This window comes from Bradyrhizobium sp. BTAi1 (assembly GCF_000015165.1).
GTDB lineage: Bacteria > Pseudomonadota > Alphaproteobacteria > Rhizobiales > Xanthobacteraceae > Bradyrhizobium > Bradyrhizobium denitrificans.
The window spans coordinates 3,763,860-3,788,771 of record NC_009485.1; the positions used below are offsets into that span (position 1 = coordinate 3,763,860).

A 24,912-nucleotide genomic window follows, 5' to 3' on the forward strand; every position below is an offset into this window, starting at 1 on the left:
GTGGACGTCCCATCTGCTGTTGTCGCCTCGTGGATCTTTCGATCCCGTCGACGGAGCACAGGTCACGACACAGAGACCCGCATGGCAAAAGACACCACCGGCCGCATGCATGTGCAGGTCAAGACCGGAGGTAAGCGCAAGCTGTCCTCGAAGCTCTGGCTGGAGCGTCAGCTCAACGATCCCTATGTCGCGCAAGCCAAGCGCGACGGCTATCGCTCGCGCGCGACCTACAAGCTGATCGAGATCGACGACAAATATCACCTGCTCAAGCCCGGCATGACCGTGGTCGATCTCGGCGCGGCGCCCGGCGGCTGGAGCCAGATCGCGGCGCGCCGGGTCGGCGCCGAAGCGGGCAAGGGCAAGGTCATCGCGATCGATCTCTTGGAAATGGGCGAGGTCCCCGGCGTCACCTTCACGCAGATGGACTTTCATGCCCAGGATGCGCCGGAGAAGCTCCGGGCGATGCTCGGCGGCCGCGCCGACGTGGTGATGTCGGACATGGCCGCCAACACCACCGGCCATCGCAAGACCGACCAGCTGCGCATCGTCGGTCTGGTGGAACTCGCCGCGCATTTTGCCGGCGAGGTGCTCAAGCCCGGCGGCAGCTTCCTCGCCAAGACCTTTCAGAGCGGCGCCGATGCCGAGCTGCTGGCGCAGCTGAAGCGCGATTACGCCACCGTCCGCCACGTCAAGCCGGCCGCCAGCCGGCAGGATTCCTCGGAGCGCTACGTGCTGGCGATGGGCTTTCGCGGCGGAGAGCCGGCCGAGCTGTTGTAACGGCGTCATTGCGACCGTTGCGCGCTGACGATACAGAGCAGATGCAATCAAGGTCTCGGGAATCGGCCTGCGCCGACGAGACGCAAATTCCGGAGGTCCTGCATGCGTATCCTGAGCTGGAGCGCCCTCGCGCTCGGTTTGATGGTCGGGGTCGTCGTATCAGGCCCGGCTCGCGCCCAGGCCTACGATCCGCGCTATCCCGTGTGCATGAAGGTCTATGAAGGCGGCCGGTGGGGGGGCGAGTGGATCGACTGCAGCTACACGTCGCTGCCGCAATGCCGCGCAACGGCGTCGGGCCGGGCGGCGATGTGCGACCTCAATCCGTTCTTCGCACCACCGCCGCCTCCGCCGCGTCGCGCGCACCGGCGGCATCACTGAAACATTTCATGACGGAACGGCCATTGCCGTGCCGCGCGATCAAGCTCAAGATCCGAAACATCCAGTCCAGCGGGCCGCCTTGATGCCGCATCGTTTCATCGTTTCGATCGTGACGCTCCTGCTGCTGTTGCCCGCAATCGCGCTCGCCGCGCCGGCGCACAAGCGGAAGGCGCAGCGCTGGCAGGGCTACGGCTTCCTGCCTGGCTACAAGCAGCCTCCCAATAACAGCCTGCCGCTCTATGCGGACAAGGAGGCGATGCGCAACGGGCCGCGCGGCAACCGCCGTCACTGGTACATCGACGGCACGCCGAAATACCTTCTCTATAACGGCGAGTGGCATTATTTCGGCCAGCCCGGCTTCTACCGCGGCCATTACAATGGCGGCAGCTTCGGGCCATGCTGGACCCGGACGCCAGTGGGCATGGTCTGGACCTGCGGCTAGGCTCCGAGCCGCCACCGGCGCCTGCGATGCCGGCGGGGAGGGTGCGCCATCCTGTCGCAGGGCGGCGCCTTGAATGCCCCCGCTTTGGCTGTAAGCTATTGCATTATCTTGAGAATTCGAAAGCGGCGATGGGGCGCGCGATCGCCGCAGGCTGGCCATCCTGGCCGTATCGCTGCTATCGAAACGCAATATCAAGAAACGAGAGCCGCGTGGCCGGCCGTGGAGGGGTCCTTGAAGTCGTTGTGTGCGCGCCTGTGCGGCGCAGCTGTCGCGTTGATCGTTCTGGCCGGCGCCCCGGCCTCTGCCCAGCAGCTTGAACTGAAGGTGATGGCGCCTGCGGCGCCCGGCGGCGGCTGGGACCAGACCGCGCGGGCGATGCAGCAAGCCTTCGTCGCATCCGGCGTCGCGCGCAGCGTCCAGGTCACCAACGTGGCCGGCGCGGGCGGCACGGTCGGCATCGCGCAATTCGTCAACGGCGCCAAGGGCGATGGCAACCAGCTGATGGTGAACGGCTTCGTCATGGTCGGCGCGCTCGCGATGAACAAGTCGCCGGTGACGCTCGAGCAGGTGACGCCGATCGCGCGCCTGACCGAGGAGATCCAGGTCATCGTCGTGCCGGCGAATTCGCCGATCAAGACCGCGCAAGATCTCGCGGCGGCGCTAAAGGCCGACATCGCCAAGGTGACCTTTGCCGGCGGCTCGGCGGGCGGTGTCGATCACGTGATGGCCGCGCTGTTCGCCGGCACTGTCGGGGCCGATGCCAAGAAGGTCAACTACATCCCGTTCTCCGGCGGCGGTGAGTCGCTGGCGGCGATCCTCGGCGGCAAGGTCACGGCCGGCATCTCCGGCCTGTCCGAATATGACGGGCAGATCAAGAGCGGCAAGCTGCGCGCGATCGGCGTCTCCTCGGAAAACCGCATCCCTGGCGTCGATATTCCGACCTTCAAGGAGCAGGGCATCGATCTCGTGCTCGCCAATTGGCGTTCGGTCGTCGCACCGCCCGGCATCACCCCGGAGCAGAAGAAGACGCTGGCCGACGCGGTCGAGAAGATGGTGAAGTCGGATGCCTGGAAGGACATCCTGAAGCAGAAGGGCTGGGATGACGCCTATCTGCCCGGCGATGCCTTCGCCGAGTTCCTGAAAAAGGAAAACATCCGCGTCACCGACGTGCTGAAGTCGGTCGGCCTCGTCAAGTCATGACGACGGAGAGCGCCGGCGCGGAGCCACCCTCGCGAGGCATCGACAAGGCCGGCATTGTCATCGCAGGCTTGCTGGCCGCCGTCGCCTTGGTGCTCGTCTACGACGCCAACCAGATCCCGGCGACCACGATGTATGGCATGGGCCCGCAGGTCATGCCGGTCGTGATCGCGATCGGGCTCGGCATCCTCGCATTGGCCAATCTGATCGACGCTGTCCGAGGCAACCTGCCGCCGCGCGAGAGCGCCGATCCGGTCGCGGTGCTGCTGATCCTGGCGGGCCTTGCGCTCCTGATCGCCATCATCGGCTTCGGCGGCGGCTTCATCCTGGCGACGACGGCGCTGTTCGTGACGACATCGGCCGCGTTCGGCCGCCGCGCCTTCGTCACCGATCTCGTCATCGGCGCGGTGCTCACGACCCTGATCTATCTCGCCTTCGATCGTCTGCTCACTTTGAGCCTTCCCGCCGGTCCGCTCGAAAGACTGCTCTGATGGACACGTTCGCCGCGCTCGCACATGGGATGGCGATCGCCGTCCAGCCCATGAACCTGCTCTATGCGCTGATCGGTGTGTTTCTCGGCACCGCGGTCGGCGTGCTGCCAGGCATCGGGCCGGCGCTCACTGTCGCGCTGCTTTTGCCTGTCACCTACAAGCTCGATCCCGGCGGCTCACTGATCATGTTCGCCGGCATCTATTACGGCGGCATGTATGGCGGATCGACCACCGCGATCCTGATCAACACGCCCGGCGAAAGCGCCTCGATGGCGACCGCGCTGGAGGGCAACAAGATGGCCAAGGCCGGCCGCGGCGGCCCGGCGCTGGCGACGTCGGCGATCGGCTCCTTCGTCGCCGGCACCATCGCCACCATCGGGCTCGCGTTCCTGTCGCCTTACCTCGTCGACATCGCCGTGCGCTTCGGGCCGGAGGATTACTTCGCGCTGATGTGCGTCGCCTTCGTCACGGTGTCCGCGACCTTCGGCGATTCACCCGTACGCGGGCTCACCAGCCTGTTCATCGGGCTGACGCTCGGCCTGGTCGGCATCGACAAGCTCACGGGGCAGGCGCGGCTCGCCTTCGGCGTGCCCGAGCTGCTCGACGGCGTCGAGGTGACGACCTTGGCCGTCGGCCTGTTCGCGGTCGGCGAGGCGCTCTATGTCGCCTCGCGCCGGCACCACACGGAGGAGAAGATCGAGGCCGTCAAAGGCTCGCTGTGGATGACGCGCGAGGACTGGAAGCGCTCCTGGAAGCCGTGGCTGCGCGGCACCGCGTTCGGCTTTCCGATCGGCGCGTTGCCGGCCGGCGGCGCGGAGATTCCGACCTTCCTGTCCTATTCGACCGAGAAGCGGCTGACCAAATATCCGGAGCAGTTCGGCAAGGGTGCGATCGAAGGCGTCGCCGGTCCGGAGGCCGCGAACAACGCCTCGGCCGCTGGCACGCTGGTGCCGCTTCTGACCCTGGGTCTGCCGACCTCGGCGACGGCGGCGATGATGCTCGCGGGCTTCCAGCAATATGGCCTCAATCCGGGACCGCTGCTGTTCGCCGAGCGGCCCGATCTGGTGTGGGGCCTGATCGCGAGCCTGTTCATCGCCAACACGATGCTGCTGGTGCTCAACCTGCCGCTGGTGGGCCTTTGGGTGCGGCTGCTGAAGATTCCGACGCCGTGGCTTTATGCCGGCATCCTCGTCTTCGCGACCATGGGCACGATCGCCGCGAAGCCATCGGTGGTCGAATTGTCGATGCTCGCCGGTTTCGGCGTGCTCGGTTTCCTGATGCGGCGCTTCGATTTCCCCATTGCGCCCGTCGTCGTCGGCCTGATCCTCGGGCCGATCGCGGAGAGCCAGTTGCGCCGCGCGCTCGCGATCAGCCTCGGCGATCCCATGACCTTGCTGCAATCGCCGATCTCGGCGACGCTGCTCGTGGTCGCGCTGATTGCGCTGATTGCGCCGTTCATCTTGAAGGGGCTCGGCCGCTTCAAGGCGAATGAGGACTGAGTGTGGCTTGCAAGCGGGAATCCCACGACCGCGCTGCAACATAACGTGACCGCGGGGAGGGGGCGAAGATCGGCCTCGGCATGAAACGATGTGCGCGTGATCTGGTTTGCGCTTGAACATCGAGACCGGGGCCTGGAACTCCGGATCATCCGAGGAAGCGTCTTTCGGGGCGTCACCCCAAACCGAAAGAGACCCGATGACCGATCGCTTCGATGACGGTTTCAAGCCATCGCCCGCGCCGCGCGTCGCCCCCAGGACAGACCAGTCGCGCCATCCCGTGATCCTGCGCGCCTCCGCCTTCGGCGTCGCCGGCATCTTGTCGGCGCTGATGCTGACGGCCGTGGTGCCGCCGATCGTGGCCGACCAATCCGACCGCGCCGTCGTGGATGCGCCTGTGATGCTGCTGACCTCGCCGATCTCGGGCCAGGTCGAGTCGCTCACGGCGACATCCGGCGGCGAGGTGCGCAGCAGCGATCGTCTGGCCCAGATCACCAATCCGCGGCTCGACCGGACCACCCTGATCTCGCTGCAGGAAAAGGCCGGCGACGCGCGCCAGAAGCTCGACGCGACCCGCGCCAAGCATCAATCGGACCTCGCTTACGTCGCCTCCCTCGATCAGGAGATCGCCAGCCAGGCCGACCAGTTGAAGGCACAGCTGCAGTCGCAGATCGAGGAGCTGCGCGCCCGCGTCGCGCAATCCGCCGCCATGAGCAGCGAGAAGAAGGCGATCGTCGAACGTCAGAACCGTATGGTGGCGCGCGATGCGGCCAGCGCCGAGATGCTGAAGCCGACCGAGCAGCAATATGCGGCGGCGCTGCACGACACCGACGCGCAGAATGCCAAGCTCAATCAGAAGCTGACCCAGCTGAAGGCGCTCAACGCCGGCATCTATGTCGGCGAGGATCTGGTCGCGCTCAACATGCTCGGCCAGAAGCGCCGTGACATCGACCTCGACGCACGACGGATGGAGATCGAGGAGAAGCAGCAATCGGCGATGCTCGACGATCTCGAAGGCTTGCTCAAATCCGAGAGCGCGCGGCTTGCCCGGCTCGCGGCAGCCGATGTGCTCTCGCCGGGGTCCGGCAGGGTGCTCGCGGTGGGCGCCGAGACTGGACGCCAGGTCAGCGCCGGCGATACGATCGCCTCCGTGGTCGATTGCGACAAGCGCTTCGTCGTGGCGATCTTCTCCTATCGCCAGGGTGAATCGATGAAGCCGGGCACCAAGGTCCGCATCGAGGGCGGCGGTTATCACAGCGGCACGGTCAGCGCCGTGCTGCCGAAGACCAGCGACAAGGTCGATGAGCGCTTCGCCGTGCCGTTTCCGCAGACCGAGCGCCGCGAGCTCTATGTCATGATCACGCCAGATGCCGCCGATGAAAAGCCTGCCGCGGAGCCTGCCTCCGCGGCGACGCCGGCCTGCACGGTCGGGCAGTGGGTCACCGTCACCCGCGACAACGGCATCGTGCCGTCGATGTCGGTGACGTGGCGGCGGCTCGGACATCTGGTGGCCTCGCTGGCCGATCTCGATCCGGCGGCGCCGGACGAAGCGACACGGCGGGCCGGCGTCGCCAAGCTCGACGAGGCGCTGCGATCGCCGTCGGCCGCGCAGCGGTCGCAGCTCGACGAGCCTTGGTTGCCGGTGTCGAGCGCGGTGTCGGCGCAATGAGGCTGCTCGCCATGCTCATTCTGTCCATGGTGCTGGTCGGCACATCGCCTGCGCGCGCTGAGCTGTCGTTCTGTCCCGGCCTCGTCAAGGCGGTCGAACCCGGGCTGAAAGGCACGGCTGCGGCCTTCATCCGCAGCTACGAGCCGGGCGCCGACGAGGACGCCCTGCCGCTCGGTCTCTCGACCACGGCGTTCGTCTATGACAATGCGCTCGCCGCGATCGCGCTGGTCGCCTGCGAGCGTGTCGATCAGGCGCGGACGATCGGCAACGCCCTGGTGCAGGCGGCTACCTATGACCGCACCTTCGATGACGGGCGTCTGCGCAATGCCTATCGCGCCGGTCCCCTCGGTCGCGGCGCGGCCCTGCTGCCGGGCTGGTGGGATAGCCAGAAGAACATCTGGGGCGAGGACCCCGCGCAGGACGGCACCGCGACTGGCAATGTCGCCTGGGCGGCGTTGGCGCTGCTGACGCTGCATCAAGCGACGGGCGAGGCCGCCTATCTGTCCGGCGCAAAGCGTCTGATGGATTGGATCATCGCCAATGCGAGCCACGGGTCCGATGGCTTCAGCGGCGGCTTTCACGGCTATGATCCGCAGCAGGTGGGCCTCACCTGGATGTCGACCGAGCACAATGCCGACGTCTACGCCGTCGCGTCATGGCTCTTTCGACTCACCTCCGCGCCGCGCTACCGGGACGCTGCGAAGACGGCGCACCGGCTGCTCGATCGCACCTTTCGCGGTGATCATTTCCTGCTCGGCACCAAACCGGATGGCAGCCTCGCCGACGACAACCTTCTCGCGCTCGATGTGCAGCTCTGGCCGTGGATGGCGGTGCCGGATGCGCCCGACTGGCGCAGGGCGCTCGGCTTTGCGCAAGCCCATCTCGCCGTCGACGACGGCTTCGACTTCAACGGCGATCGTGACGGCGTCTGGGTCGAGGGCACGGCGCAGGCCGCGCTGGCCTATCGCATGGTCGGCAACGCCGCGGCCAGCCAGCAGCTGCTGGCGGCCATGCGCAACGATGGAACGTCATCGGGGCTCCTCAACGCGACGCGCAGCGCGCGTGTGAGCACGGGCCTGTCGATCGATCCGAGCGGGACCAGCACGATCCCCGATTTCTTCTACTACAAGCGACCGCATCTCGGGGCCACCGCCTGGGCGGTGCTCGCCGAGACCGGCTGGAATCCGTTCACCGGCGCGAAGGTGCCCTGATGTTTCCACTTCCCAGCGATGCTGCGTCGGTGCTGACCACCGACCTTGGAGTCCTGCTCGGGCTCCTGGCGATGGCCAGGCTGCTCGACCCGACGCGATGGCGCGATCGCGCCCTGTTGGGAGCGACGACGGCCACGTTCCTGCTGATCTACACGCTGTGGCGCTGGAACGACACGCTGCCGAGCTTCGATCTCACCTTGCAGGCGTTGTGGCCGCGTCTCTTCATCACGCTCGAGATCATCGCGATCTCCTATACGCTGATGTCAATCCTGATCCTCACCCGCAGCGTCGACCGCTCGGCGCAGGCCGATGCCGCGCGTCGCGCGCTGGCGGCGCGGGGCGAGCAGCCGGCCGTCGATGTCTTCATCTGCACCTATGATGAGCCGATGGAGATCGTCGAGCGCTCGATCCTGGCGGCGCTGGCGCTCGACTATCCCGACAAGACCGTCTGGGTGCTCGACGACACCCGTCGCGACTGGCTGCGCGCCTTCTGCGATGAGGTCGGCGCGCGCCATTTGACCCGGCCCGACAACAAGGGCGCCAAGGCCGGCAATCTCAACAACGCGTTGGCAGCGACCGCGCGTCTCTCCAATGCACCGGTGATCCTGGTGCTCGATGCCGATTTCGCGCCGCGGCGCGACTTCCTCCAGCGCACCGTCGGCTTGCTGCTCTCCGAGCCCGATATCGCGGTCGTGCAGACGCCGCAATTCTATTACAATCCCGATCCGATCCAGCACAATCTGCTCTCGTCCAGCAGTTGGGTCGACGATCAGCGCTTCTTTTTCGACGTGTTCCAGCCGGCCAAGGATGCCTGGGGTTGCGCGTTCTGCGTCGGCACATCCTTTGTCGTGCGCCGCGAGCGGCTCGCCGAGATCGGCGGCTTCCCCCATGCGGCGATCTCGGAAGACCTCAATCTCACCTACACGCTGCTGAGGCGCGGTCAGCGCACGGTCTGGCTCAACGAGCCGCTCAGCTTCGGTCTCTCGGCGGAGGGCGTGCCGGAATACATCACCCAGCGCGCGCGCTGGTGCCTCGGCACGATCCAGGTCGCGCTGCTGCGCGACGGACCGCTGCGCAGCCGCGGCTACAGCTTCACCCAGCGCTGGCATTTTCTGCATGGCGTGCTGAACTGGCTGTGCAAGCCGTTCATGGTGCTGCTGCTGATCGCGCCGCCGATCTACTGGTTCGCAGGCCTGCCGGCCTTCGCGGCAGACTATCTCTCGTTCCTGCGTTACGGCGTGCCGGCACTGCTCGGCACGATCATCTATATGGGCTGGATTTCGCGGGCGCGCACCTTGCCGCTGTTCATGGAGGCGACGCATGCGGTGACCTGCTTTGCCGTCACGGCCACCTTGCTCAGCGCGCTGATCCGGCCGTTCGGCCGCCCTTTCAAGGTCACTGACAAAGGTGGCGACCGCTCCCGGCCGCGGGTCCACGCCAAGCTGGCGACACTCTTCGGGCTCATCGCCGCAAGCTCGGCGGCCAGCATCGTCTGGGCTTTCATATCGCCGACAGCCGCCAGCGAGATCTCGTCGATCGACTATTTCAACCTGATGTGGGCTGGCATTGCCATGCTGATCGCCTTCATCGCATTCCTGGTCTGCTTCGAGTTGCCGCGGGGCGAGGATCTATTCCCAAGCGGTGAAGCCGGCTGGCTCGCGAAGGACAATGAAGTCGTGCCGTGCCGCATCGAGGCCTTGTCGCTGTCGTCGGCACGGGTCGCCGGCCTGCGCCATCAGCGCCTGACCACGCCCGGAAGCCGATTGCCGCTGCATCTCGATGGTCTCGGATGGATCGAGGCGTCGGTGAGCGCCGTCTCCAAGACGACGATGCATCTCCGTCTCCAGCCGTCCGAAGCGCAGCGGCGGCAGTTGGTGCTTCGCCTGTTCAGTTCCTCCTGCGGCGTCATCACCGGCCGCGCGCGCCTGCGTGGTGCACTGGCCGGGCTGGCGCGACGCGGCTTCGCCGGGCGGTGATGCACCTGAAGATCTTCGATCCCGTGAAGCGCGTGATCGAGGCGGCGACTTTTGCTGCGTTGTTGCTGTCGTCTCCTCGCGCTTGCGGCGGTCGACCAGCGCCTGAATGTTGCGTCCGAGGGCGGGAGTGAGCCCCGGGCTCGGGGCATGACGCGGTGCGAGCTCTTCGGTCATCCGATCAGAACGAAACCTCGCGGCGAAGCGTTCCATCGCTCGGTCGCAAACCCGTGCCGCTCCGCTGATGTGGCCTCCAGGTCACGCTCGCCCAATCTTGGCCGGTCTCCATCATTTGGCGGAGGCGTGCGGCTTCCGCATTTTGGCAAGCAGCAACCTCGCTGTTTTCCGATTGCAGATAGGAATGGCCATGAGCACCGCGCTTCGTCGTAACGTCTCGATCCTCAGCCTCGTGCTTGCATCCGCAAGCGCCTCGGCTGCGGAGGTCGAGGATCTGAATGCCCGACTGGCAAGGCTGGAGCGGGAGAATGCAGCGATGCGGATGGAGAACGCCGCGCTGCGCGAGAACAAGCGGCTGCGTGAGGAGAACGGCCGGCTGCGCTCGGCTGAGAACTCCGAGCCGATGCGCTCGGCCTCCTCGAATGGTGCAGCCGGCTCAGGACGGCTGGCCGCAGACCGAAGCGCGGCGCCAGCTTCTCTGCGCCCGGGACTGGAAGCCAGAGATCCCTATCAGAGCTATGCATCGGCAGATGGTCCCGGCGCCTACAAGGCACCGGCTCGTCCGGCCAGCGGCGTGCTGAAGATCTGGGGGGAAGGCGGCGCCATCTGGAGCGGCGGCGACCGGTTCTTCCAGGATGCGGGCACGGCGCTCGCTGCATTTCCCAACACGACCGTGTCCCCGCCGCTCGATCTGACGCCCAAGGTCGGTTGGGAGGCCGCCACCGGCTTCGACTATCTGATCGCTGGCTCGCCATGGCACGTCAGCGGCCAGCTCCGCTATGGTCAGAGCGGCCAGGCCAGCGCGCAAATCCTGTCGTCCGGACGGCTTGATCTTGGACGGGGCCGCGTCATCACGGCCTCTGATACGTTCGATGCGACCTATCAGGAATCGCGCTGGCTGGCCGATATCGCCATCGGGCGCGACGTGTTCGGAACCGGGCCGGGGGCGCTTCAGGTCAAGGGTGGACTGCGGCTGCTCGACTTTGAAACCCGTGCGACCAACTCCGATCTGCTGCGACAGAATGCGAGCATCGTCGATGTCGGCAACGTGGTCTTCACCAACGTCGATGCCGCACAGGCGAACGACGGCGCGAATCGCAACAGCTTTCTCGGCGCCGGCCCGCGTGTCGGCGTGGAAGGCTCGATCCCGTTCGCCGGCCGCTGGTCGCTGGACTATCTCAGCGACGTTGCCGTGCTGTTCGGCGTTCAGCGCAACGTCGTCAACAGCAGGTCCCAGTCGTCCGCCAGCGTGCCGGTACTGGCGCAACCCGGCACCAGCTTCACCGTCTCCACGGAGCGCAACACCGCGCTGTTCAATGCCGATCTGCAGTTCGGCCTGTCATATTGGATCAACGAGAACGTCAAGCTCGGCGGAAGCTACCGGGTCGATGCCTTGATCAACACGCAGGATACGACGTTCACGCCGAACCGCTTCACGCATGGCCCGCGGCTGACGGTGACGGGCCAGTTCGATGCGCGATGACGCTCGGTGCGCGGTTGGCCTATTGTATGCCAAGGATGCAGTTCAGATCCTGAAAGGTCGCCTTGCATGTGAGGCGTTCTGCGCTCGCGGGTTGCGCAGAGTCTTGCAGACAAGAGGAGGATTGGAAGCGGCGGCAGGTGTACAAGGTTGATCGTTGTCATGAAATCGTAATCTACGCGTGCCGCGAGAAAATGGGGCTGATCCTAACAACTAATGAGTGTGAAGTCGGATTTCGTTGTCAGACATGTTCGTTAAAGTGTCGCAGCCTCTTGCTGATCGACCGCGTGTTCTTACGTGCTGATCACTGTCCAGCAGGAGAACGACAGACGTGTCTACCATCGTTAAGTCCACCGTATCCGCTCTTCTCGTTTTGGTGTCCGCGAGCGCCGTCCAGGCCAAGAGCATGGAATGTCCCACGACATCCGAAACTCAAATCGAAGGCTTGTTCACAAGCTTCAACGATGCCTGGGCGACCAAGGATCCGGAGAAGGTGACTGCACTTTTCACCAAGAAGCCGGTACTGCTCGCGACCGTGTCGAACACGCCGCGCACCACACCGGAGGAGGTCAAGGACTACTTCGTCAAATTCCTCAAGAGCAGCCCGGTCGGCCGCATCGATACATCGACGGTCGAGCTGGACTGCAACACGGCGACGCGTCTCGGCACCTGGACGGTGACGTTGACCGATCCTGCAACGGGCGCCAAGTCGGACGTCAAGGCACGCTACTCGTTCATCTATCGCTACGAGGACGGCGCCTGGAAGATCGACCATCTGCACTCATCGATGATGCCGGAGAAATAGTCGGCGTCTCCGTGGCTGGACCCGCTTCATTCGAGGCGGGTTCAGCGTCGTGGTCCGGAGCGCAATGATATCCGGGGACTTATCGATGCCAGCCGATGTCCAGGCGTCGCTCCCGCCCGGGCCCGATGACGAAGCCGGGATCAGCTAACCCAGCCGCTGATCCCGCGCGTCATGCGTGGTTTCGCTGGCCGATTTGGTCGCTGCCTTCTCCACCCCTTTCTCGGCGCCCTTGCGGCTGGCGATGGCCGCGACCTTGCGGCCCGAGATCTCGCTGCCGGCATCGTCGGGCATCTGCCAGAAGAAGAACGACGACAGCGCCGAGGTGATGGCGACGACGATGAAGGCCGGCGCGAAAGAGGTGGCGGTCAGCTGGCTCGCGCCATGCGCCCACATCGTGGTCTCCACCGAGAACGCGCCGACGGCGACGCCGGCCGAGATCGCGAGCTGCTGGTTGACGCTGGTCAGCGTGGTGGCGCGGCTCATCTGCGCGGTCTCGACCTCGGCATAGGCCACGGTGTTGATCGCGGTGAACTGCAGCGAGCGGAAGAAGCCGCCGACAAACAAGATGATGACGATCAGGAGCAGCGGCGTCGCCGGCGTGAACAGCGCGCAGGCGGCCAGGAAGACCGAGCTGACGACCGCGTTGACGGTCATCAGGTGGCGGAAGCCGAAGGCGCGGATGAGGCGCGCGGCCAAGGCCTTCATGCCCATCGCGCCAGCCGAGGAGCCAAAGGTGACGAGGCCCGACTGGAACGGCGACAGGCCGAAGCCGAGCTGCATCAGCAGCGGCAGCAGGAAGGGCAGGGCGCCGATCCCCAGCCGGAACATGAAGCCGCCGACGATCGAGGCCCGCAAGGTCGGCAGCCGCAGCAGCGAGAAGTCGAGCACCGGCGAATTGGTCCGCCAGGAGTGGCGGACGTAGAGCGTCATCGAGATCGCGCCGATCGCGACCAGGCTCGCCACCACCGACCAGGGCAGCAAATTGAGACCCGCGACCGAGAGGCCGAAGGCGAGACCGGCGAGGCCAAGGCCGGCGAGCACCATGCCATAGAGATCGAACGGCTCGGGATTGTCGCTCTTGATCGGATCGATGAAGCGCAGCGCCATGATGATGCCGACGATGCCGATCGGAATGTTGATCAGGAAGATCCAGTGCCAGGAGAAATAGGTGGTGATGAAGCCGCCGACCGGCGGCCCGATGACCGGGCCGATCAGCGCGGGGATGGTGACCCAGGCCATGGCGCCGACCAGCGCGCTCTTGTCGACCGAGCGCAAGAGCACGAGCCGGCCGACCGGCGTCATCATCGCGCCGCCCATGCCCTGCAGGATGCGCGCGAACACGAAGTTCTCGACCGAGTTCGCCAGCGCGCAGCCGATCGAGCCGATCATGAACACGGCGACGGCGCTCGAGAACACCCGCCGCGCGCCAAAACGGTCGGCGGTCCAGCCGCTCGCCGGGATGAACACGGCGAGCGACAGCAGATAGGAGGTGATGGCGAGCTTCAGCGTCAGCGGGCTGGTGCCGATGTCCCTGGCGATCGCCGGCAGCGAGGTCGCGATGACCGTGGAGTCCATGTTCTCCATGAACAGGGCAGTGGCGACGATCAGCGGAATGACGCGTTGCTTGTTCATCGGATGTCGGTGGCGGGAGGAGGGAGACGCGGGCGGTGCGGCTTTAACACCCTGCGACGAACGAGGCCATTGCGCTGGCGGCATGGCCCACTAGATCCAGCGCGACGCTGTCGCGTCCCCTTTGTTGGAGATGTGCCGATGATCTACCTGCTCGCCGCTCTGGTGCCGCCGCTGGGCCTGTTGTTCAACGGGCAGCCGTTCGCGGCGGTGTTCAATCTGGCGCTGTGCGTGGTGTGCCTGGTCCTCGGCCTGTTCTTCCACGTGCTGCTGCTGGTGCCCTCGGCGCACGCTCTGATCGCCGTGCACATGCGGCGGGAGGACCGGCGTCACCGGGAGGTAGTGGACGCGATCCGGCGTTACGGGCCGCCGCCGGGCGCGTGGCGCTGAGTCCTGGCGGGGGTCGCCAGGAACGGAACTTCCGCTCCGGAATCGCGCCCTGCGCGATCTTTTATTGCTCGTGACGCGAAAATTAAGGCTCTCCGCCGCCATCCCGCGTAATCGCCGGATGGTGACGGATCGGCCCTTTGATTCGTCACAGGCCCATGCTATCGACCCGCGTCAACCCCACCGATGGGCATCGATTCGACGGCGAGGCATGGTCTCGACGGCGCCGCCGCTCATCCGCATCAGCATCGCGGCCGTATCAGGCCGCAGACAAGGAGTTGACGATGGCGACCGTGCAGACACTTCGCGAAGCCTTTACCTTCGACGACGTGCTCTTGAAGCCGGGCCTCTCCGATGTGCTTCCCTCCGAGGTCGACATCCGCTCGCGCGTGACGCGTGAAATCCCGCTCAACATCCCGATCATGGCCTCCGCCATGGATACCGTCACCGAGGCGCGCATGGCGATCGCGATGGCGCAGGCCGGCGGTATCGGCGTCATCCACCGCAATTTCGATCCCGAGGGCCAGGCCGCGCAGGTCCGCCAGGTCAAGAAGTTCGAATCCGGCATGGTGGTGAACCCGCTGACCATCGCGCCCGACGCGACGCTCGCCGATGCGCTGGCGCTGATGAAGGATTACGGCTTCTCCGGCATTCCCGTCGTCACCGGCGGCGGCAAAGGCATTCCGGGCAAGCTGGTCGGCATCCTCACCAACCGCGACGTGCGCTTCGCCACCGATCCGCGGCAGAAGATCTCCGAGCTGATGACGCATGAGAACCTCGTCACCGTGCGCGAGGGCGTCGGCCAGGACGAGGCCAAGAAGATCCTGCACAAGCACCGCATCGAGAAGCTGCTGGTCGTCGACGATCAGTATCGCTGCGTCGGCCTGATCACCGTCAAGGACATGGAGAAGGCGGTCGCGCATCCGCTCGCCTGCAAGGACTCGCAGGGCCGGCTGCGCGTCGCGGCGGCGACGACGGTGGGCGAGGGCGGCTTCGAGCGCACCGAGAAGCTGATCGAGGCCGGCGTCGACCTCGTCGTGGTCGACACCGCGCATGGCCATTCCTCGCGCGTGCTGGAAGCGGTTAACCGCATCAAGCGCATCTCCAACGCGGTGCAGGTGATCGCCGGCAACATCGCCACCCGCGACGGCGCGCAGGCGCTGATCGATGCCGGCGCTGACGCGGTCAAGGTCGGCATCGGCCCGGGCTCGATCTGCACCACGCGCATCGTCGCCGGCGTCGGCGTGCCGCAGCTCACTGCGATCATGGATGCGGTCGAGGCCGCCAAGAAGGCCGACGTGCCCGTGATCGCCGACGGCGGCATCAAGTTCTCGGGCGACCTCGCCAAGGCGCTCGCCGCCGGTGCCGACGTCGCCATGGTCGGCTCGCTGCTCGCCGGCACCGACGAGACGCCGGGCGAGGTGTTCCTGTGGCAGGGCCGCTCCTACAAGGCCTATCGCGGCATGGGCTCGGTCGGCGCGATGGCCCGCGGCTCGGCCGACCGCTACTTCCAGCAGGACATCAAGGATACGTTGAAACTCGTGCCTGAAGGCATCGAGGGCCAGGTGCCGTACAAGGGCCCGGTCGGCAATGTCATGCACCAGCTCGCCGGCGGTCTGCGCGCCGCCATGGGCTATGTCGGCGCCAAGGATCTCGGCGAATTCCACGGCAAGGCCGAATTCGTCCGCATCACCGGCGCGGGCCTGCGCGAGAGCCACGTCCACGATGTCACGATCACGCGCGAAAGCCCGAACTATCCGGGCGGGGCGTAAGCCACACGCCCGCTCTCTCCGTCATTGCGAGGAGCGAAGCGACGAAGCAATCCAGGGGTTGCGCACGCCGCCCTGGATTGCTTCGCTTCGCTCGCAATGACGGCTCCTTTGGGTTCGGCACCGACCGTCACAACCAACAAAAGAGGAAACATCTGATGTCCCAAGCCAAGCGCATCGTTCTCGCCGCCCGTCCCGTCGGCGAGCCCAAGCCGAGTGACTTCCGTCTCGAGGAGCACGCCATTCCGACGCCCGGCGCCGGCGAGGTGCTGCTGCGCACGATCTGGCTGTCGCTCGATCCCTATATGCGCGGGCGCATGAGCGACGGGCCGTCTTATGCCCAGCCGGTGCCGGTCGGCGGCGTGATGGAGGCGGGCACTGTGTGCGAGGTGGTGGCCTCCAACAATCCCGGCTTCAAGGCCGGCGACATCGTGCTGGCGCGCGCCGGCTGGCAGACGCATGCGATCTCCGACGGCAAGGGCCTCGCCAAGGTCGATCCCAAGCTGGCGCCGATCTCGACCGCCGTCGGTGTGCTCGGCATGCCCGGCATGACCGCCTATACCGGCCTGCTCGACATCGGCCAGCCCAAGCCGGGCGAGACCGTGGTGGTCGCCGCGGCGTCCGGCGCGGTCGGCTCGGCCGTGGGTCAGATCGCGAAGATCAAGGGCGCCCGCGCCATCGGCATCGCCGGCGGCAAGGACAAATGCGACTATGTGAAGAACGAGTTCGGCTTCGACGACTGCCTCGACCATCGCGATCCCGATCTTGCGGCGAAGCTGAAAGCGGCGTGCCCCAAGGGCATCGACGTCTATTTCGAGAATGTCGGCGGCCCGGTGTTCGAGGCGGTGTTCCCGCTGTTCAACGCCTTTGCCCGCATGCCCGTCTGCGGCCTGATCGCGCATTACAACGACACCCAGTCGGTGGCGCCGAAATGGGCCGGCGCGCTGATGCGCAACGTCCTGACCAAGCGGCTCACCATCCGCGGCTTCATCGTCTCGGATTTCGCCAGCCGCCATGGCGACTTCCTGAAGGACATGTCGGCCTGGGTGCGCGACGGCAAGGTCAAGTACAAGGAACACGTCACCGAGGGCCTGGAGAACGCCCCGGACGCCTTCATGGGCCTGCTCAAGGGCGCCAATTTCGGCAAGCAGCTGGTGCGGGTCGGGCCGGACAAGGCTTGAGCCACAGCTGATGTGAAAGTTGAGCACGACCGCAAAAATACGGGAACCACGGACGGTTGCCGGGAGTCCTGAGGGAACCGGTTCATTCATGAAGGCCCGGCGTCGCGCCGGGCCTTCGGCTTTCCTCAAGGGGGATCTTCGATGTCGCTGACCATGGTTCTGCTGCCCGTCTTCGTCGAGGTCGGGCTCACTTTCGCGCTTCTGTTCTGGACCAAGGGACGCGCCAAGACCGCTGAGGCCGCTGAGGAATTCGGCCTGCCGACGCTGTTTTATGCGCTGATCGCGCTGGCGCTGCCGCTGCGCCATGCCGATCTGGCGATCGTGCTGCTGTCCTGGGTGTTCGTGGTCACCCGCTTCGTCAATGCCGGGCTCCTCCGGAGCGCGGACGGCCGCCAGCGCGGTCTCGCCTGGACCGCCTCGGCGCTGGTGCTGCTGGCCATGTGGTTGTATTTCGCGTTGAAGATGCTGCTTCTTCTCTAGCTTGGATTGTTCTCAATGACCCCCGCCGCCCGGCTGTCCGCCGCCATCGACATCATCGAGACCATCGAGGCCGACAGGGCACCGGCGGCCAAGGCCCTGAAGGACTGGGGCACCAGCCACCGCTTCGCCGGCTCCGGCGACCGCGCCGCCATCGCCGGCCTGGTCTGGGACGTGCTGCGCCGCCGCGCCTCCAGCGCCTGGGTGATGGAGGACGACAGCGCCCGCGCCCGCGTGCTCGGCATGCTCAAGCTCGAGCGCGGCCTGGATGTGCCGACCATCGGCGCGATGTGCGACGGCAGCCGCTTCGCGCCGCCGCCGCTTACCGACCAGGAGGAGAAGGCGCTGGCCTCGCGCACCACCGAGGGCGCGCCGTCGCCGGTCGCGGGGGACTATCCCGACTGGCTCGACCCGTATCTCGCCGCCGTGTTCGGCGACGACCGCGTCGCCGAGGCCATGGCGATGGCCAGCCGTGCGCCGCTCGATTTGCGCGTCAACACGCTGAAAGCCAAGCGCGAGAAGGTTCAGGCCTCGCTGAAGCATCTTGGCGCGGTGCCGACGCCGTGGTCGCCGATCGGCCTGCGCATCACGCTCGGGGCCGATGCGCGCAATCCCGGCATCCATGCCGAGGAGGATTTCATCAAGGGCGCCATCGAGGTCCAGGACGAGGGCTCGCAGCTCGCGGCGCTGTTCACCGCCGCCAAGCCCGGCGAGCAGGTGATCGATCTCTGCGCCGGCGCCGGCGGCAAGACCTTGGCGCTGGCAGCCATGATGGGCGGCAAGGGCCGGCTGATCGCCACCGATGACGACAAGCGCCAGCTCGCGCCGATCCATGAGCGGCTGTCGCGCGCCGGCGTCCACAATGCCGATGTCCGCAGCCCGAAGGGCGACGCCGACCCGCTCGCCGACATCAGGGCCTCGGCCGATCTCGTCGTCATCGACGCCCCCTGCACGGGCACCGGCACCTGGCGCCGCAACCCCGACGCCAAATGGCGCATGCGCCCCGGCGCGCTCGAGATCCGCCTGAAGGACCAGGCTGAAGTGCTTGATCGGGCGGCCGGTCTGGTCAAGCCCGGCGGCCGCATCGCCTACATCACCTGCTCGGTGCTGCAGCCGGAAAACGGCGATCAGGTCCGCGGCTTCGTGGCCCGCCACCCGGAGTTTTCCATCCAGCCCCCCGACCAGACCGCCACCGTCCTCTGGGACAAGGCCGAAGCCTTTGCCGAGGCCGCGCTGAAGTCGGACGAAGGCTGGCTGATGACCCCCCGCCGCACCGGGACGGACGGGTTCTTCGTGTCGGTGCTGAAGAAGGCATAAGCTCTCTCCGCCATCCGAGGTCTCTCCGCGTCAAAGCTCTTTCCTCCGTCATTGCGAGCGCAGCGAAGCAATCCAGGGTGGCGGACGGGACTCTGGATGGCTTCGCTGCGCTCGCAATGACGGGGGAGGCGGTCGCGCCACCCTCGGCTATCGTCGGGTGGGCAAAGGCGCGGCCCTTCGTTTCCACACGCGAGCTCGCAATGGCGCCGTGCCTCCGTCTCACCGCGGCGGACGCCGCCCGACGGTGGGCACGGCGCGCGCCGGTGTGGTCCAAACGCCCCATCGTGCCAGGGCCTTTTGCCCACTCCTACGGCGCCATCTCTCTCCGTCGTCATGCCCGGGCTTGACCCTGGCATCCACGTCGTTCCAACCGCGTCGATCGACGTGGATGGCGGGACAAGCCCGGCCATGACGGAGATCTGGGAGGGGGCCTTTCAGTCAACGACAGACCGGTGAATCGCCCGCTTGCGAGGGTTGCGAGTCCCCCCGCAGCGGCGTAATTCCTTGCCATGACAGCCCAGCCCGACACCCCCGCCAGCGCCGCCACTGAGACCTCCGTGGCCGCGCTCCACGACAAGATCCTGATTGTCGATTTCGGCAGCCAGGTCACGCAGCTGATCGCGCGCCGGGTGCGCGAGGACGGCGTGTATTGCGAGATCGTGCCGTTCCAGAAGGCGGAGGCCGCCTTCCGGCAGATGCAGCCCAAGGCCGTGATCCTGTCCGGCGGCCCGGAATCGGTCCACGAGGCCGGCTCCCCGCGCGCCCCGCAGCTGATCTTCGACTCGGGCGTCCCGGTGATGGGCATCTGCTACGGCCAGATGACGATGGCCGCCCAGCTCGGCGGCACCGTCGAGGGCGGCCACCACCGCGAGTTCGGCCGCGCCGACGTCGAGGTCAAGACATCGAGCCGCCTGTTCGATGGCGTCTGGCAACCGGGCGAGCAGCACCAGGTGTGGATGAGCCATGGCGACCGCATCACCCAGATGCCGCCGGGCTTCTCGGTGGCCGGTGTCTCGCCGAACGCGCCCTTCGCCGTGATCCAGGACGAGACGCGCAAATATTACGGCCTGATGTTCCACCCCGAAGTGGTGCACACGCCTGATGGCGCCAAGCTGATCCGCAACTTCGTGCGCAACATCGCCGGCCTCGGCGGCGACTGGACCATGCACGCCTTCCGCGCCGAGGAGATCAAGAAGATCCGCGCCCAGGTCGGCAAGGGCAAGGTGATCTGTGGCCTCTCCGGCGGCGTCGATTCCGCCGTTGCCGCGGTGCTGATCCACGAGGCGATCGGCGACCAGCTCACCTGCGTGTTCGTCGATCACGGCCTGCTCAGGCTCAACGAGGCCGAGACCGTCGTCGACCTGTTCCGGCACCACTACAACATTCCGCTGGTGCATGTGGACGCCTCAAAACTCTTCCTCGGCGAGCTCGCCGGGGTCACCGACCCGGAGCAGAAGCGCAAGACCATCGGACGACTCTTCATCGACGTGTTCGAGGCCGAGGCCAAGAAGATCGGCGGCGCCGATTTCCTGGCGCAGGGCACGCTCTATCCCGACGTGATCGAGAGCGTCTCCTTCACCGGCGGCCCCTCGGTGACGATCAAGTCGCACCACAATGTCGGCGGCCTGCCGGCGCGCATGAACATGAAGCTGGTCGAGCCGTTGCGCGAATTGTTCAAGGACGAGGTCCGCGTGCTCGGCCGCGAGCTCGGCCTGCCCGACGTCTTCGTCGGCCGCCACCCGTTCCCGGGCCCGGGCCTCGCCATCCGCTGCCCCGGCGAGATCACGGTCGACAAGCTCGACATCCTGCGCAAAGCCGACGCCATCTACATCGACGAGATCCGCAAGGCCGGCCTCTACGACACCATCTGGCAGGCTTTTGCCGTGCTGCTCCCCGTCAAGACCGTCGGCGTCATGGGCGACGGCCGCACCTACGACTACGTCGTCGGCCTGCGCGCGGTCACGTCAACCGACGGAATGACGGCGGACTTCTATCCGTTCGACATGAAGTTCTTAGGCAACACGGCGACGCGCATCATCAACGAGGTGAAGGGCGTGAATAGGGTGGTGTATGATGTGACGAGCAAGCCGCCGGGGACGATTGAGTGGGAGTAGGGTAGGCCGTCATGAGCGGGATATCGCGACGCCATCTGTTGGCCATCCTCAGTGGCGCCGTTATCCCGGCCCCGGCCTTCGCCGGCCGCGTGTTCGCCCCGGCCGAGCATTTCTTCTCGGTCGAATTTCCGACGCCGCCGGAGGAAAAGTCGAGCGGCCTGCTTGGACTTTCGTCGACGACGTTTCTCGCCAAGGACGGCAACAAGGCCTTCGCCGTTTTCCATGCGTCCTGGCCGATCCAAGGCAAGCCGGCCCTGATGATGCAGTCCATGCTCGACGGACTGGTGGAGCGCGTATCGGGCGAATTCCTCTCGATCGACAAGACCGAGTTCAAGTCGGCGAGCGGCGCCATGCTCCCCGCCAAGCGCTTCACCTTCAGCAGCGACAAGGTCTGGGGAGGCGGCCTGACGACGGTCTCCGGACCGCACACCTTCCTCGTGCAGGTCATGAAGCGCAAGCCGCTAGAGGGCTGGGACGCGGCCGACCGGAAGTTCATGGCGTCGTTTAAGGTGCTGATCTGACTGCGCCCGGGTTCTTGTAGTCTTGTGCGCCGTAATGCCGAACTCGGCGAACATGCCGAGGAAGCATTCGCCGCCAGCGGTGCTCATGTCGATGGGCTGCTCAGCTGCCGTAGGGATGCGCCACGGGTCTTGACCGCGCGCGATGTCCTGAAGGTTACCGATGCTGAGGACCAAGCAGTCGGTGCGGGTTACCATGAGCACGTCGCCCGTTGAGGAAGTCAAAGACGTTGCGCAACTCCTCGCCGCCTTTAACGCCGCTGCGCTTCTCAGAGCGAATCTGATCAGAACCCCGCGAGCGCAAGGCGTTCTCTTGGACATCCAGGATGTGATCGGTGTGCTTACGCGGGCATATCCGATCACAATCATATCAGCATCTTGTCTCATTAGACATTGAAATAATTGGCAATTTGTCAATCCTAATAAGAAGGCTCTCGTGTCTCAGGCGAACGTCTCGCGATGGTAGACCCTACCGAGGCGATCGGGTACCTGTGCAACGTGGGGATGGTGAGTTCCAACCGTTGACACCTTTGCGAACCGTCGTATTTTTGTATTGGTTTATTCGTTTATAGGACCGTGTCGATGGCATTGAAGGACTTGGTCGCCTCCAAGGCTTCCCTGAAGGAGGCTGACATCGAGGCAATCGTCTCAGATTACGTGCGGTACGACGAAGACGAGAAGGAAATCGCCTTCACTCCGAGCGGAACCGCCTTGGCGGCGCGAAAGAAGGTGCTGGTCTACTTGGTGGCATTGCAGGGCTGGCCCTTCATTTCGGCAGGTGTGCCCACGGATGCTACGCCCACTCAAATCGCGGACCACCTCGGAATGCCCGGAGGAACGGTGCGGCCGATACTTATTGACTTGCGAGAACGTAACCTTATCGCGGGCAAGGACGGCCGCTACTCTGTGCGTGCTGCAAGCCTTCATGCGGTCAAGGCTGAATTGAACGGCGAAGGTGTTGCGCGGGCACCGAGAGCAAGACGTGCTGCCAAGCCGGCTGGGGCTGAGCCGAAGTCAAGCCGGGTCGATCAGCGTCGTCGCCGTGCGAATGGCGGGACCAAAGCGAGCGGAAAGAGCGGAAGCCAGCAAGCTCGGTTCGACGGCTGGATTGAGGCTGGCTTCTTCGCCGAGCCGCGGACGCTTGGAGATGTGCAAAAAAAGTTTCGTCAATCAGGGGTCATCATCGCGCGCACCAGCATCCCGCAGCTTTTGTTAAAGGCTGTACGGGGTGATCGTCTGACGCGCTCAGAGGCGGAGGTGGACGGAAAGAGCGTCTGGGTCTACACGCAGGCAAAATGAAATACGCATGAGAGATTTGATCCTTAGAAATCTAGCGGCAGCCATTGAGCCGAAGTTGCTCGCGGACTTGCTGACCAACTACGAGAACCTCGTTGCCCGCGCTCAACGAGGCGACTTGGATGGGGCACTCGCAGCCAGCGGCAAGTTCGTAGAACACACCCTCCGCACCGTCGAATTCATCCGGTCTGGAACTGCTCCACCGGAAATCAAGTCTGCACTGCAAACGGTCAAGGACATCGAGAAGGACGGCGCGCTACCGGAAGGCTTGCGATTGCTCGTCCCGCGCATTGCACATTCTATGATCTACGACGTTCGCAGTAAGCGAGGCGCAATCCACGTCAAAGAAGTCGATCCGCGAGCGATTGACGTAGCCCTGAGCGTTCAAGCGGCCTCTTGGGTGGTCGCGGAGCTACTTCGACAGTTTCACTCCGATGATGAGGCATCGGTGAACCTCGCATTGCAGAATTTGATGCGCCCACACATCCCGTTCATCGAGCAGTTTGGGGACGAGTTTGTCGTAACGCGGAAGGTGTCGGCGGATTGCGAACTCCTTCTCTTGCTCGCTCGTGTCGGTCCAGTTGGCCTCGATAGAACGGCGTTGGGCCAAGCCGCAAAGTTACCGCCACCAACAGTTACCCGGACGCTAACGCGGCTTGAGGATGCTCGCCACATTCACAAGGCCCGTGATGGCAACTATCACATCACGGGTCCGGGAGAACAACACCTTCATTCGTTGATCAACGGAAGTGATAAGCCTCGATCCGTGAGATCGCGAAAGAGACGAGGGGTACGAAAATGATCCGGCGTCGCGCAAAAATTGCAGTGCAGACCATTCCCTCGTCCATCAAGAAGCTCGAGCGGCGGCTTGCGGAACTTCCCGAGATTGATGAGGCTGAAGTCGAAACAATAGACTGGTACAACGAGGCGCAACGCATAGCGGTTGCCATAAGCGCCACGATGGATGACGTTTTTGGTCAGGGAACAATAGAAGCCCACGATTTTTCTGTCGATGAGGCTTGGTTCGTTCTGACGTACCCTGCGAAGCACTCGGACAACGTGGCTGAGTTCAAGCGCGGAACGGCGCGGGCACGAAACGCTATAAGGGACGCCATCAAACGGCTGCAAGAACTTGAAAGCGACGCAGAGCACGAGGCGGAAGCCCGCCACCTGCGCGCTTACGAAGGTCTTGATCTGCACCCGGAAATCGCGCGCGCAGCAAGCCAACTCTATCTGGATGGGCATTACGCGAATGCGATAGAGGATGCGGTGAAAGCTCTCAACGCTTTCGTGCGGTTGAGGAGCGGGGTGGACGACAGAGATGGCAACGAACTCATGGAGTACGTCTTCAGCGTCAAGAACCCGGTGTTGGCGTTCAATGATTTGAAGAACGAGAGCGATAGGAACGAGCAAAAAGGCTTCATGGGAATGTTATCCGGAGCGGTTTCTGGCCTTCGGAACCCGCGGGCTCACCGGCTGATGAAGGACGATCCAGAACGTGCCTTGGAATTCATTGCTTTCGTCAGCCTCCTAGCGAAGTTGGTCGACGGCGCGCGGCGCCTGCAATGAAGTCTGCTGGTGGTTGCAGAATGCGGTACGAGCCACGGGGCGGTGACGGCGACTTGTTTTTGTTTTCAATGCAGAAGAGCGGCGACGGTCGCCTCGCTCCTGGCGCGCCATTCAAGCCGTATAGTTAGATAGACTGTTTTTCAGCCGGGATCACGCCTGTGCACGACGGGCAACCCTTGCACACCCCGCATGCATCAACTGCCCGTCGTGCCAGTTTGTCGCGCACGTCTCCCTTGCCACGTCGGGCAAATCACCTCCACATATCAGCGCATCCCGGCTCGCTGAAGAGGGACGTTTCGCGATCGTCACGAGCGTCGAGCCGGGGAGGCGACGGGCGTGTTGCTCTGCAGCCGGGTGTTACAGCCCGCGCCGACGAACGGAGCGAGGCGACGGCGAAATGGTGTGGTCCTGGCATCGCGGTGCTGATGCCAAGCCGGTGGTGATGATGATCCGCTGGCGACGGGGGCAAGACAGCCGATCCCCGGGGAGAGCGCCTATAACCCGAAAAACCGTCGCGCAGGGAAGGCCGGATATTGGGCTGAACCTGTGGTTCTACCGC

The 24,912-nt window shown here is 65.1% G+C and carries 22 protein-coding genes; 21 read left to right on the forward strand and 1 reads right to left on the reverse strand.

Annotated elements, in window-relative coordinates:
• Positions 1–81 precede the first annotated feature (81 nt).
• The 11 genes from BBTA_RS16840 (at position 82) to BBTA_RS16885 (ending at position 12,096) form a co-directional block, all read left to right on the forward strand.
• On the forward strand, positions 82–777 hold the full coding sequence (locus BBTA_RS16840; protein WP_012043695.1) for an RlmE family RNA methyltransferase: 696 nt from the start codon (positions 82–84) through the stop codon (positions 775–777).
• A 102-nt stretch (positions 778–879) separates the two neighbouring features.
• A complete protein-coding gene (locus BBTA_RS38955) occupies positions 880–1,155 on the forward strand; it encodes a DUF3551 domain-containing protein (RefSeq protein ID WP_083780670.1) in 276 nt (91 codons plus the stop codon).
• An 82-nt stretch (positions 1,156–1,237) separates the two neighbouring features.
• Complete coding sequence (locus BBTA_RS16845; protein ID WP_041750700.1) at positions 1,238–1,597, forward strand: hypothetical protein; 360 nt, start codon at positions 1,238–1,240, stop codon at positions 1,595–1,597.
• A gap of 231 nt (positions 1,598–1,828) precedes the next feature.
• Complete coding sequence (locus BBTA_RS16850) at positions 1,829–2,797, forward strand: tripartite tricarboxylate transporter substrate binding protein (protein WP_041750701.1); 969 nt, start codon at positions 1,829–1,831, stop codon at positions 2,795–2,797.
• Positions 2,794–3,285: a tripartite tricarboxylate transporter TctB family protein gene (locus BBTA_RS16855; protein WP_012043699.1), complete on the forward strand. Its 492-nt coding sequence runs from the start codon at positions 2,794–2,796 to the stop codon at positions 3,283–3,285. Before BBTA_RS16850 ends, BBTA_RS16855 begins: the two co-directional genes overlap by 4 nt.
• Positions 3,285–4,784, forward strand: a complete 1,500-nt coding sequence (locus BBTA_RS16860; RefSeq protein ID WP_041750702.1) for a tripartite tricarboxylate transporter permease — start codon at positions 3,285–3,287, stop codon at positions 4,782–4,784. The genes BBTA_RS16855 and BBTA_RS16860 overlap by 1 nt, the downstream gene beginning before the upstream one ends.
• Positions 4,785–4,980: 196 nt before the next feature.
• Positions 4,981–6,450, forward strand: a complete 1,470-nt coding sequence (locus BBTA_RS16865; protein WP_012043701.1) for an HlyD family secretion protein — start codon at positions 4,981–4,983, stop codon at positions 6,448–6,450.
• The gene (locus tag BBTA_RS16870) at positions 6,447–7,661 is read left to right on the forward strand and encodes a hypothetical protein (RefSeq protein WP_012043702.1); all 1,215 of its coding nucleotides are present in this window, start codon (positions 6,447–6,449) and stop codon (positions 7,659–7,661) included. The genes BBTA_RS16865 and BBTA_RS16870 overlap by 4 nt, the downstream gene beginning before the upstream one ends.
• A complete protein-coding gene (locus BBTA_RS16875) occupies positions 7,661–9,637 on the forward strand; it encodes a glycosyltransferase (RefSeq protein ID WP_012043703.1) in 1,977 nt (658 codons plus the stop codon). Before BBTA_RS16870 ends, BBTA_RS16875 begins: the two co-directional genes overlap by 1 nt.
• 364 nt (positions 9,638–10,001) lie before the next feature.
• On the forward strand, positions 10,002–11,294 hold the full coding sequence (locus tag BBTA_RS16880) for a hypothetical protein (RefSeq protein ID WP_012043704.1): 1,293 nt from the start codon (positions 10,002–10,004) through the stop codon (positions 11,292–11,294).
• Positions 11,295–11,622: 328 nt separating this feature from the next.
• The gene (locus BBTA_RS16885) at positions 11,623–12,096 is read left to right on the forward strand and encodes an SgcJ/EcaC family oxidoreductase (RefSeq protein WP_041750703.1); all 474 of its coding nucleotides are present in this window, start codon (positions 11,623–11,625) and stop codon (positions 12,094–12,096) included.
• Positions 12,097–12,240: 144 nt separating this feature from the next.
• Here the strand turns inward: BBTA_RS16885 and BBTA_RS16890 are convergent, their stop codons facing one another.
• Positions 12,241–13,728, reverse strand: a complete 1,488-nt coding sequence (locus BBTA_RS16890; RefSeq protein WP_012043706.1) for an MDR family MFS transporter — start codon at positions 13,726–13,728, stop codon at positions 12,241–12,243.
• A gap of 138 nt (positions 13,729–13,866) precedes the next feature.
• Between BBTA_RS16890 and BBTA_RS16895 the strand changes: the two genes are divergently transcribed.
• The 10 genes from BBTA_RS16895 (at position 13,867) to BBTA_RS38195 (ending at position 24,353) form a co-directional block, all read left to right on the forward strand.
• Positions 13,867–14,115: a hypothetical protein gene (locus tag BBTA_RS16895; protein WP_012043707.1), complete on the forward strand. Its 249-nt coding sequence runs from the start codon at positions 13,867–13,869 to the stop codon at positions 14,113–14,115.
• A gap of 281 nt (positions 14,116–14,396) precedes the next feature.
• Positions 14,397–15,884, forward strand: coding sequence for an IMP dehydrogenase (gene guaB, locus BBTA_RS16900; RefSeq protein WP_012043708.1), 1,488 nt, complete (start codon positions 14,397–14,399; stop codon positions 15,882–15,884).
• 155 nt (positions 15,885–16,039) lie between these two features.
• Entirely contained in the window at positions 16,040–17,062 is a 1,023-nt protein-coding gene (locus BBTA_RS16905) for an NADP-dependent oxidoreductase (RefSeq protein ID WP_012043709.1), read from the forward strand.
• A gap of 141 nt (positions 17,063–17,203) precedes the next feature.
• The gene (locus tag BBTA_RS16910; protein ID WP_012043710.1) at positions 17,204–17,542 is read left to right on the forward strand and encodes an MAPEG family protein; all 339 of its coding nucleotides are present in this window, start codon (positions 17,204–17,206) and stop codon (positions 17,540–17,542) included.
• Between the two features lie 15 nt (positions 17,543–17,557).
• Positions 17,558–18,856, forward strand: coding sequence for an RsmB/NOP family class I SAM-dependent RNA methyltransferase (locus BBTA_RS16915; protein WP_012043711.1), 1,299 nt, complete (start codon positions 17,558–17,560; stop codon positions 18,854–18,856).
• Positions 18,857–19,365: 509 nt separating this feature from the next.
• Complete coding sequence (gene guaA, locus BBTA_RS16920; protein ID WP_012043712.1) at positions 19,366–20,970, forward strand: glutamine-hydrolyzing GMP synthase; 1,605 nt, start codon at positions 19,366–19,368, stop codon at positions 20,968–20,970.
• 11 nt (positions 20,971–20,981) lie between these two features.
• Positions 20,982–21,491 carry a hypothetical protein gene (locus tag BBTA_RS16925; RefSeq protein WP_012043713.1) on the forward strand — a complete coding sequence of 170 codons (510 nt, stop codon included), beginning with the start codon at positions 20,982–20,984 and terminating at the stop codon, positions 21,489–21,491.
• 579 nt (positions 21,492–22,070) lie between these two features.
• On the forward strand, positions 22,071–22,787 hold the full coding sequence (locus BBTA_RS16935) for a hypothetical protein (RefSeq protein WP_041750705.1): 717 nt from the start codon (positions 22,071–22,073) through the stop codon (positions 22,785–22,787).
• Between the two features lie 7 nt (positions 22,788–22,794).
• Positions 22,795–23,586, forward strand: a complete 792-nt coding sequence (locus BBTA_RS16940) for a hypothetical protein (protein ID WP_012043715.1) — start codon at positions 22,795–22,797, stop codon at positions 23,584–23,586.
• Positions 23,583–24,353 (forward strand): TIGR02391 family protein, encoded by a 771-nt coding sequence (locus tag BBTA_RS38195; RefSeq protein ID WP_012043716.1) that lies wholly within the window; start codon positions 23,583–23,585, stop codon positions 24,351–24,353. Before BBTA_RS16940 ends, BBTA_RS38195 begins: the two co-directional genes overlap by 4 nt.
• The last annotated feature ends 559 nt before the right edge of the window (positions 24,354–24,912 follow it).

Excerpts from the sequence above, each read along its gene's own strand:
- BBTA_RS16840 (WP_012043695.1), top strand. The coding sequence starts at position 82 with ATGGCAAAAGACACCACCGGCCGCATGCATGTGCAGGTCAAGACCGGA.
- BBTA_RS38955 (WP_083780670.1), top strand. The coding sequence starts at position 880 with ATGCGTATCCTGAGCTGGAGCGCCCTCGCGCTCGGTTTGATGGTCGGG.
- BBTA_RS16845 (WP_041750700.1), top strand. The coding sequence starts at position 1,238 with ATGCCGCATCGTTTCATCGTTTCGATCGTGACGCTCCTGCTGCTGTTG.
- BBTA_RS16855 (WP_012043699.1), top strand. The coding sequence starts at position 2,794 with ATGACGACGGAGAGCGCCGGCGCGGAGCCACCCTCGCGAGGCATCGAC.
- BBTA_RS16860 (WP_041750702.1), top strand. The coding sequence starts at position 3,285 with ATGGACACGTTCGCCGCGCTCGCACATGGGATGGCGATCGCCGTCCAG.
- BBTA_RS16865 (WP_012043701.1), top strand. The coding sequence starts at position 4,981 with ATGACCGATCGCTTCGATGACGGTTTCAAGCCATCGCCCGCGCCGCGC.
- BBTA_RS16870 (WP_012043702.1), top strand. The coding sequence starts at position 6,447 with ATGAGGCTGCTCGCCATGCTCATTCTGTCCATGGTGCTGGTCGGCACA.
- BBTA_RS16875 (WP_012043703.1), top strand. The coding sequence starts at position 7,661 with ATGTTTCCACTTCCCAGCGATGCTGCGTCGGTGCTGACCACCGACCTT.
- BBTA_RS16880 (WP_012043704.1), top strand. The coding sequence starts at position 10,002 with ATGAGCACCGCGCTTCGTCGTAACGTCTCGATCCTCAGCCTCGTGCTT.
- BBTA_RS16890 (WP_012043706.1), bottom strand. The coding sequence starts at position 13,728 with ATGAACAAGCAACGCGTCATTCCGCTGATCGTCGCCACTGCCCTGTTC.
- BBTA_RS16895 (WP_012043707.1), top strand. The coding sequence starts at position 13,867 with ATGATCTACCTGCTCGCCGCTCTGGTGCCGCCGCTGGGCCTGTTGTTC.
- guaB (WP_012043708.1), top strand. The coding sequence starts at position 14,397 with ATGGCGACCGTGCAGACACTTCGCGAAGCCTTTACCTTCGACGACGTG.
- BBTA_RS16905 (WP_012043709.1), top strand. The coding sequence starts at position 16,040 with ATGTCCCAAGCCAAGCGCATCGTTCTCGCCGCCCGTCCCGTCGGCGAG.
- BBTA_RS16910 (WP_012043710.1), top strand. The coding sequence starts at position 17,204 with ATGTCGCTGACCATGGTTCTGCTGCCCGTCTTCGTCGAGGTCGGGCTC.
- BBTA_RS16915 (WP_012043711.1), top strand. The coding sequence starts at position 17,558 with ATGACCCCCGCCGCCCGGCTGTCCGCCGCCATCGACATCATCGAGACC.
- guaA (WP_012043712.1), top strand. The coding sequence starts at position 19,366 with ATGACAGCCCAGCCCGACACCCCCGCCAGCGCCGCCACTGAGACCTCC.
- BBTA_RS16925 (WP_012043713.1), top strand. The coding sequence starts at position 20,982 with ATGAGCGGGATATCGCGACGCCATCTGTTGGCCATCCTCAGTGGCGCC.
- BBTA_RS16935 (WP_041750705.1), top strand. The coding sequence starts at position 22,071 with ATGGCATTGAAGGACTTGGTCGCCTCCAAGGCTTCCCTGAAGGAGGCT.
- BBTA_RS16940 (WP_012043715.1), top strand. The coding sequence starts at position 22,795 with ATGAGAGATTTGATCCTTAGAAATCTAGCGGCAGCCATTGAGCCGAAG.
- BBTA_RS38195 (WP_012043716.1), top strand. The coding sequence starts at position 23,583 with ATGATCCGGCGTCGCGCAAAAATTGCAGTGCAGACCATTCCCTCGTCC.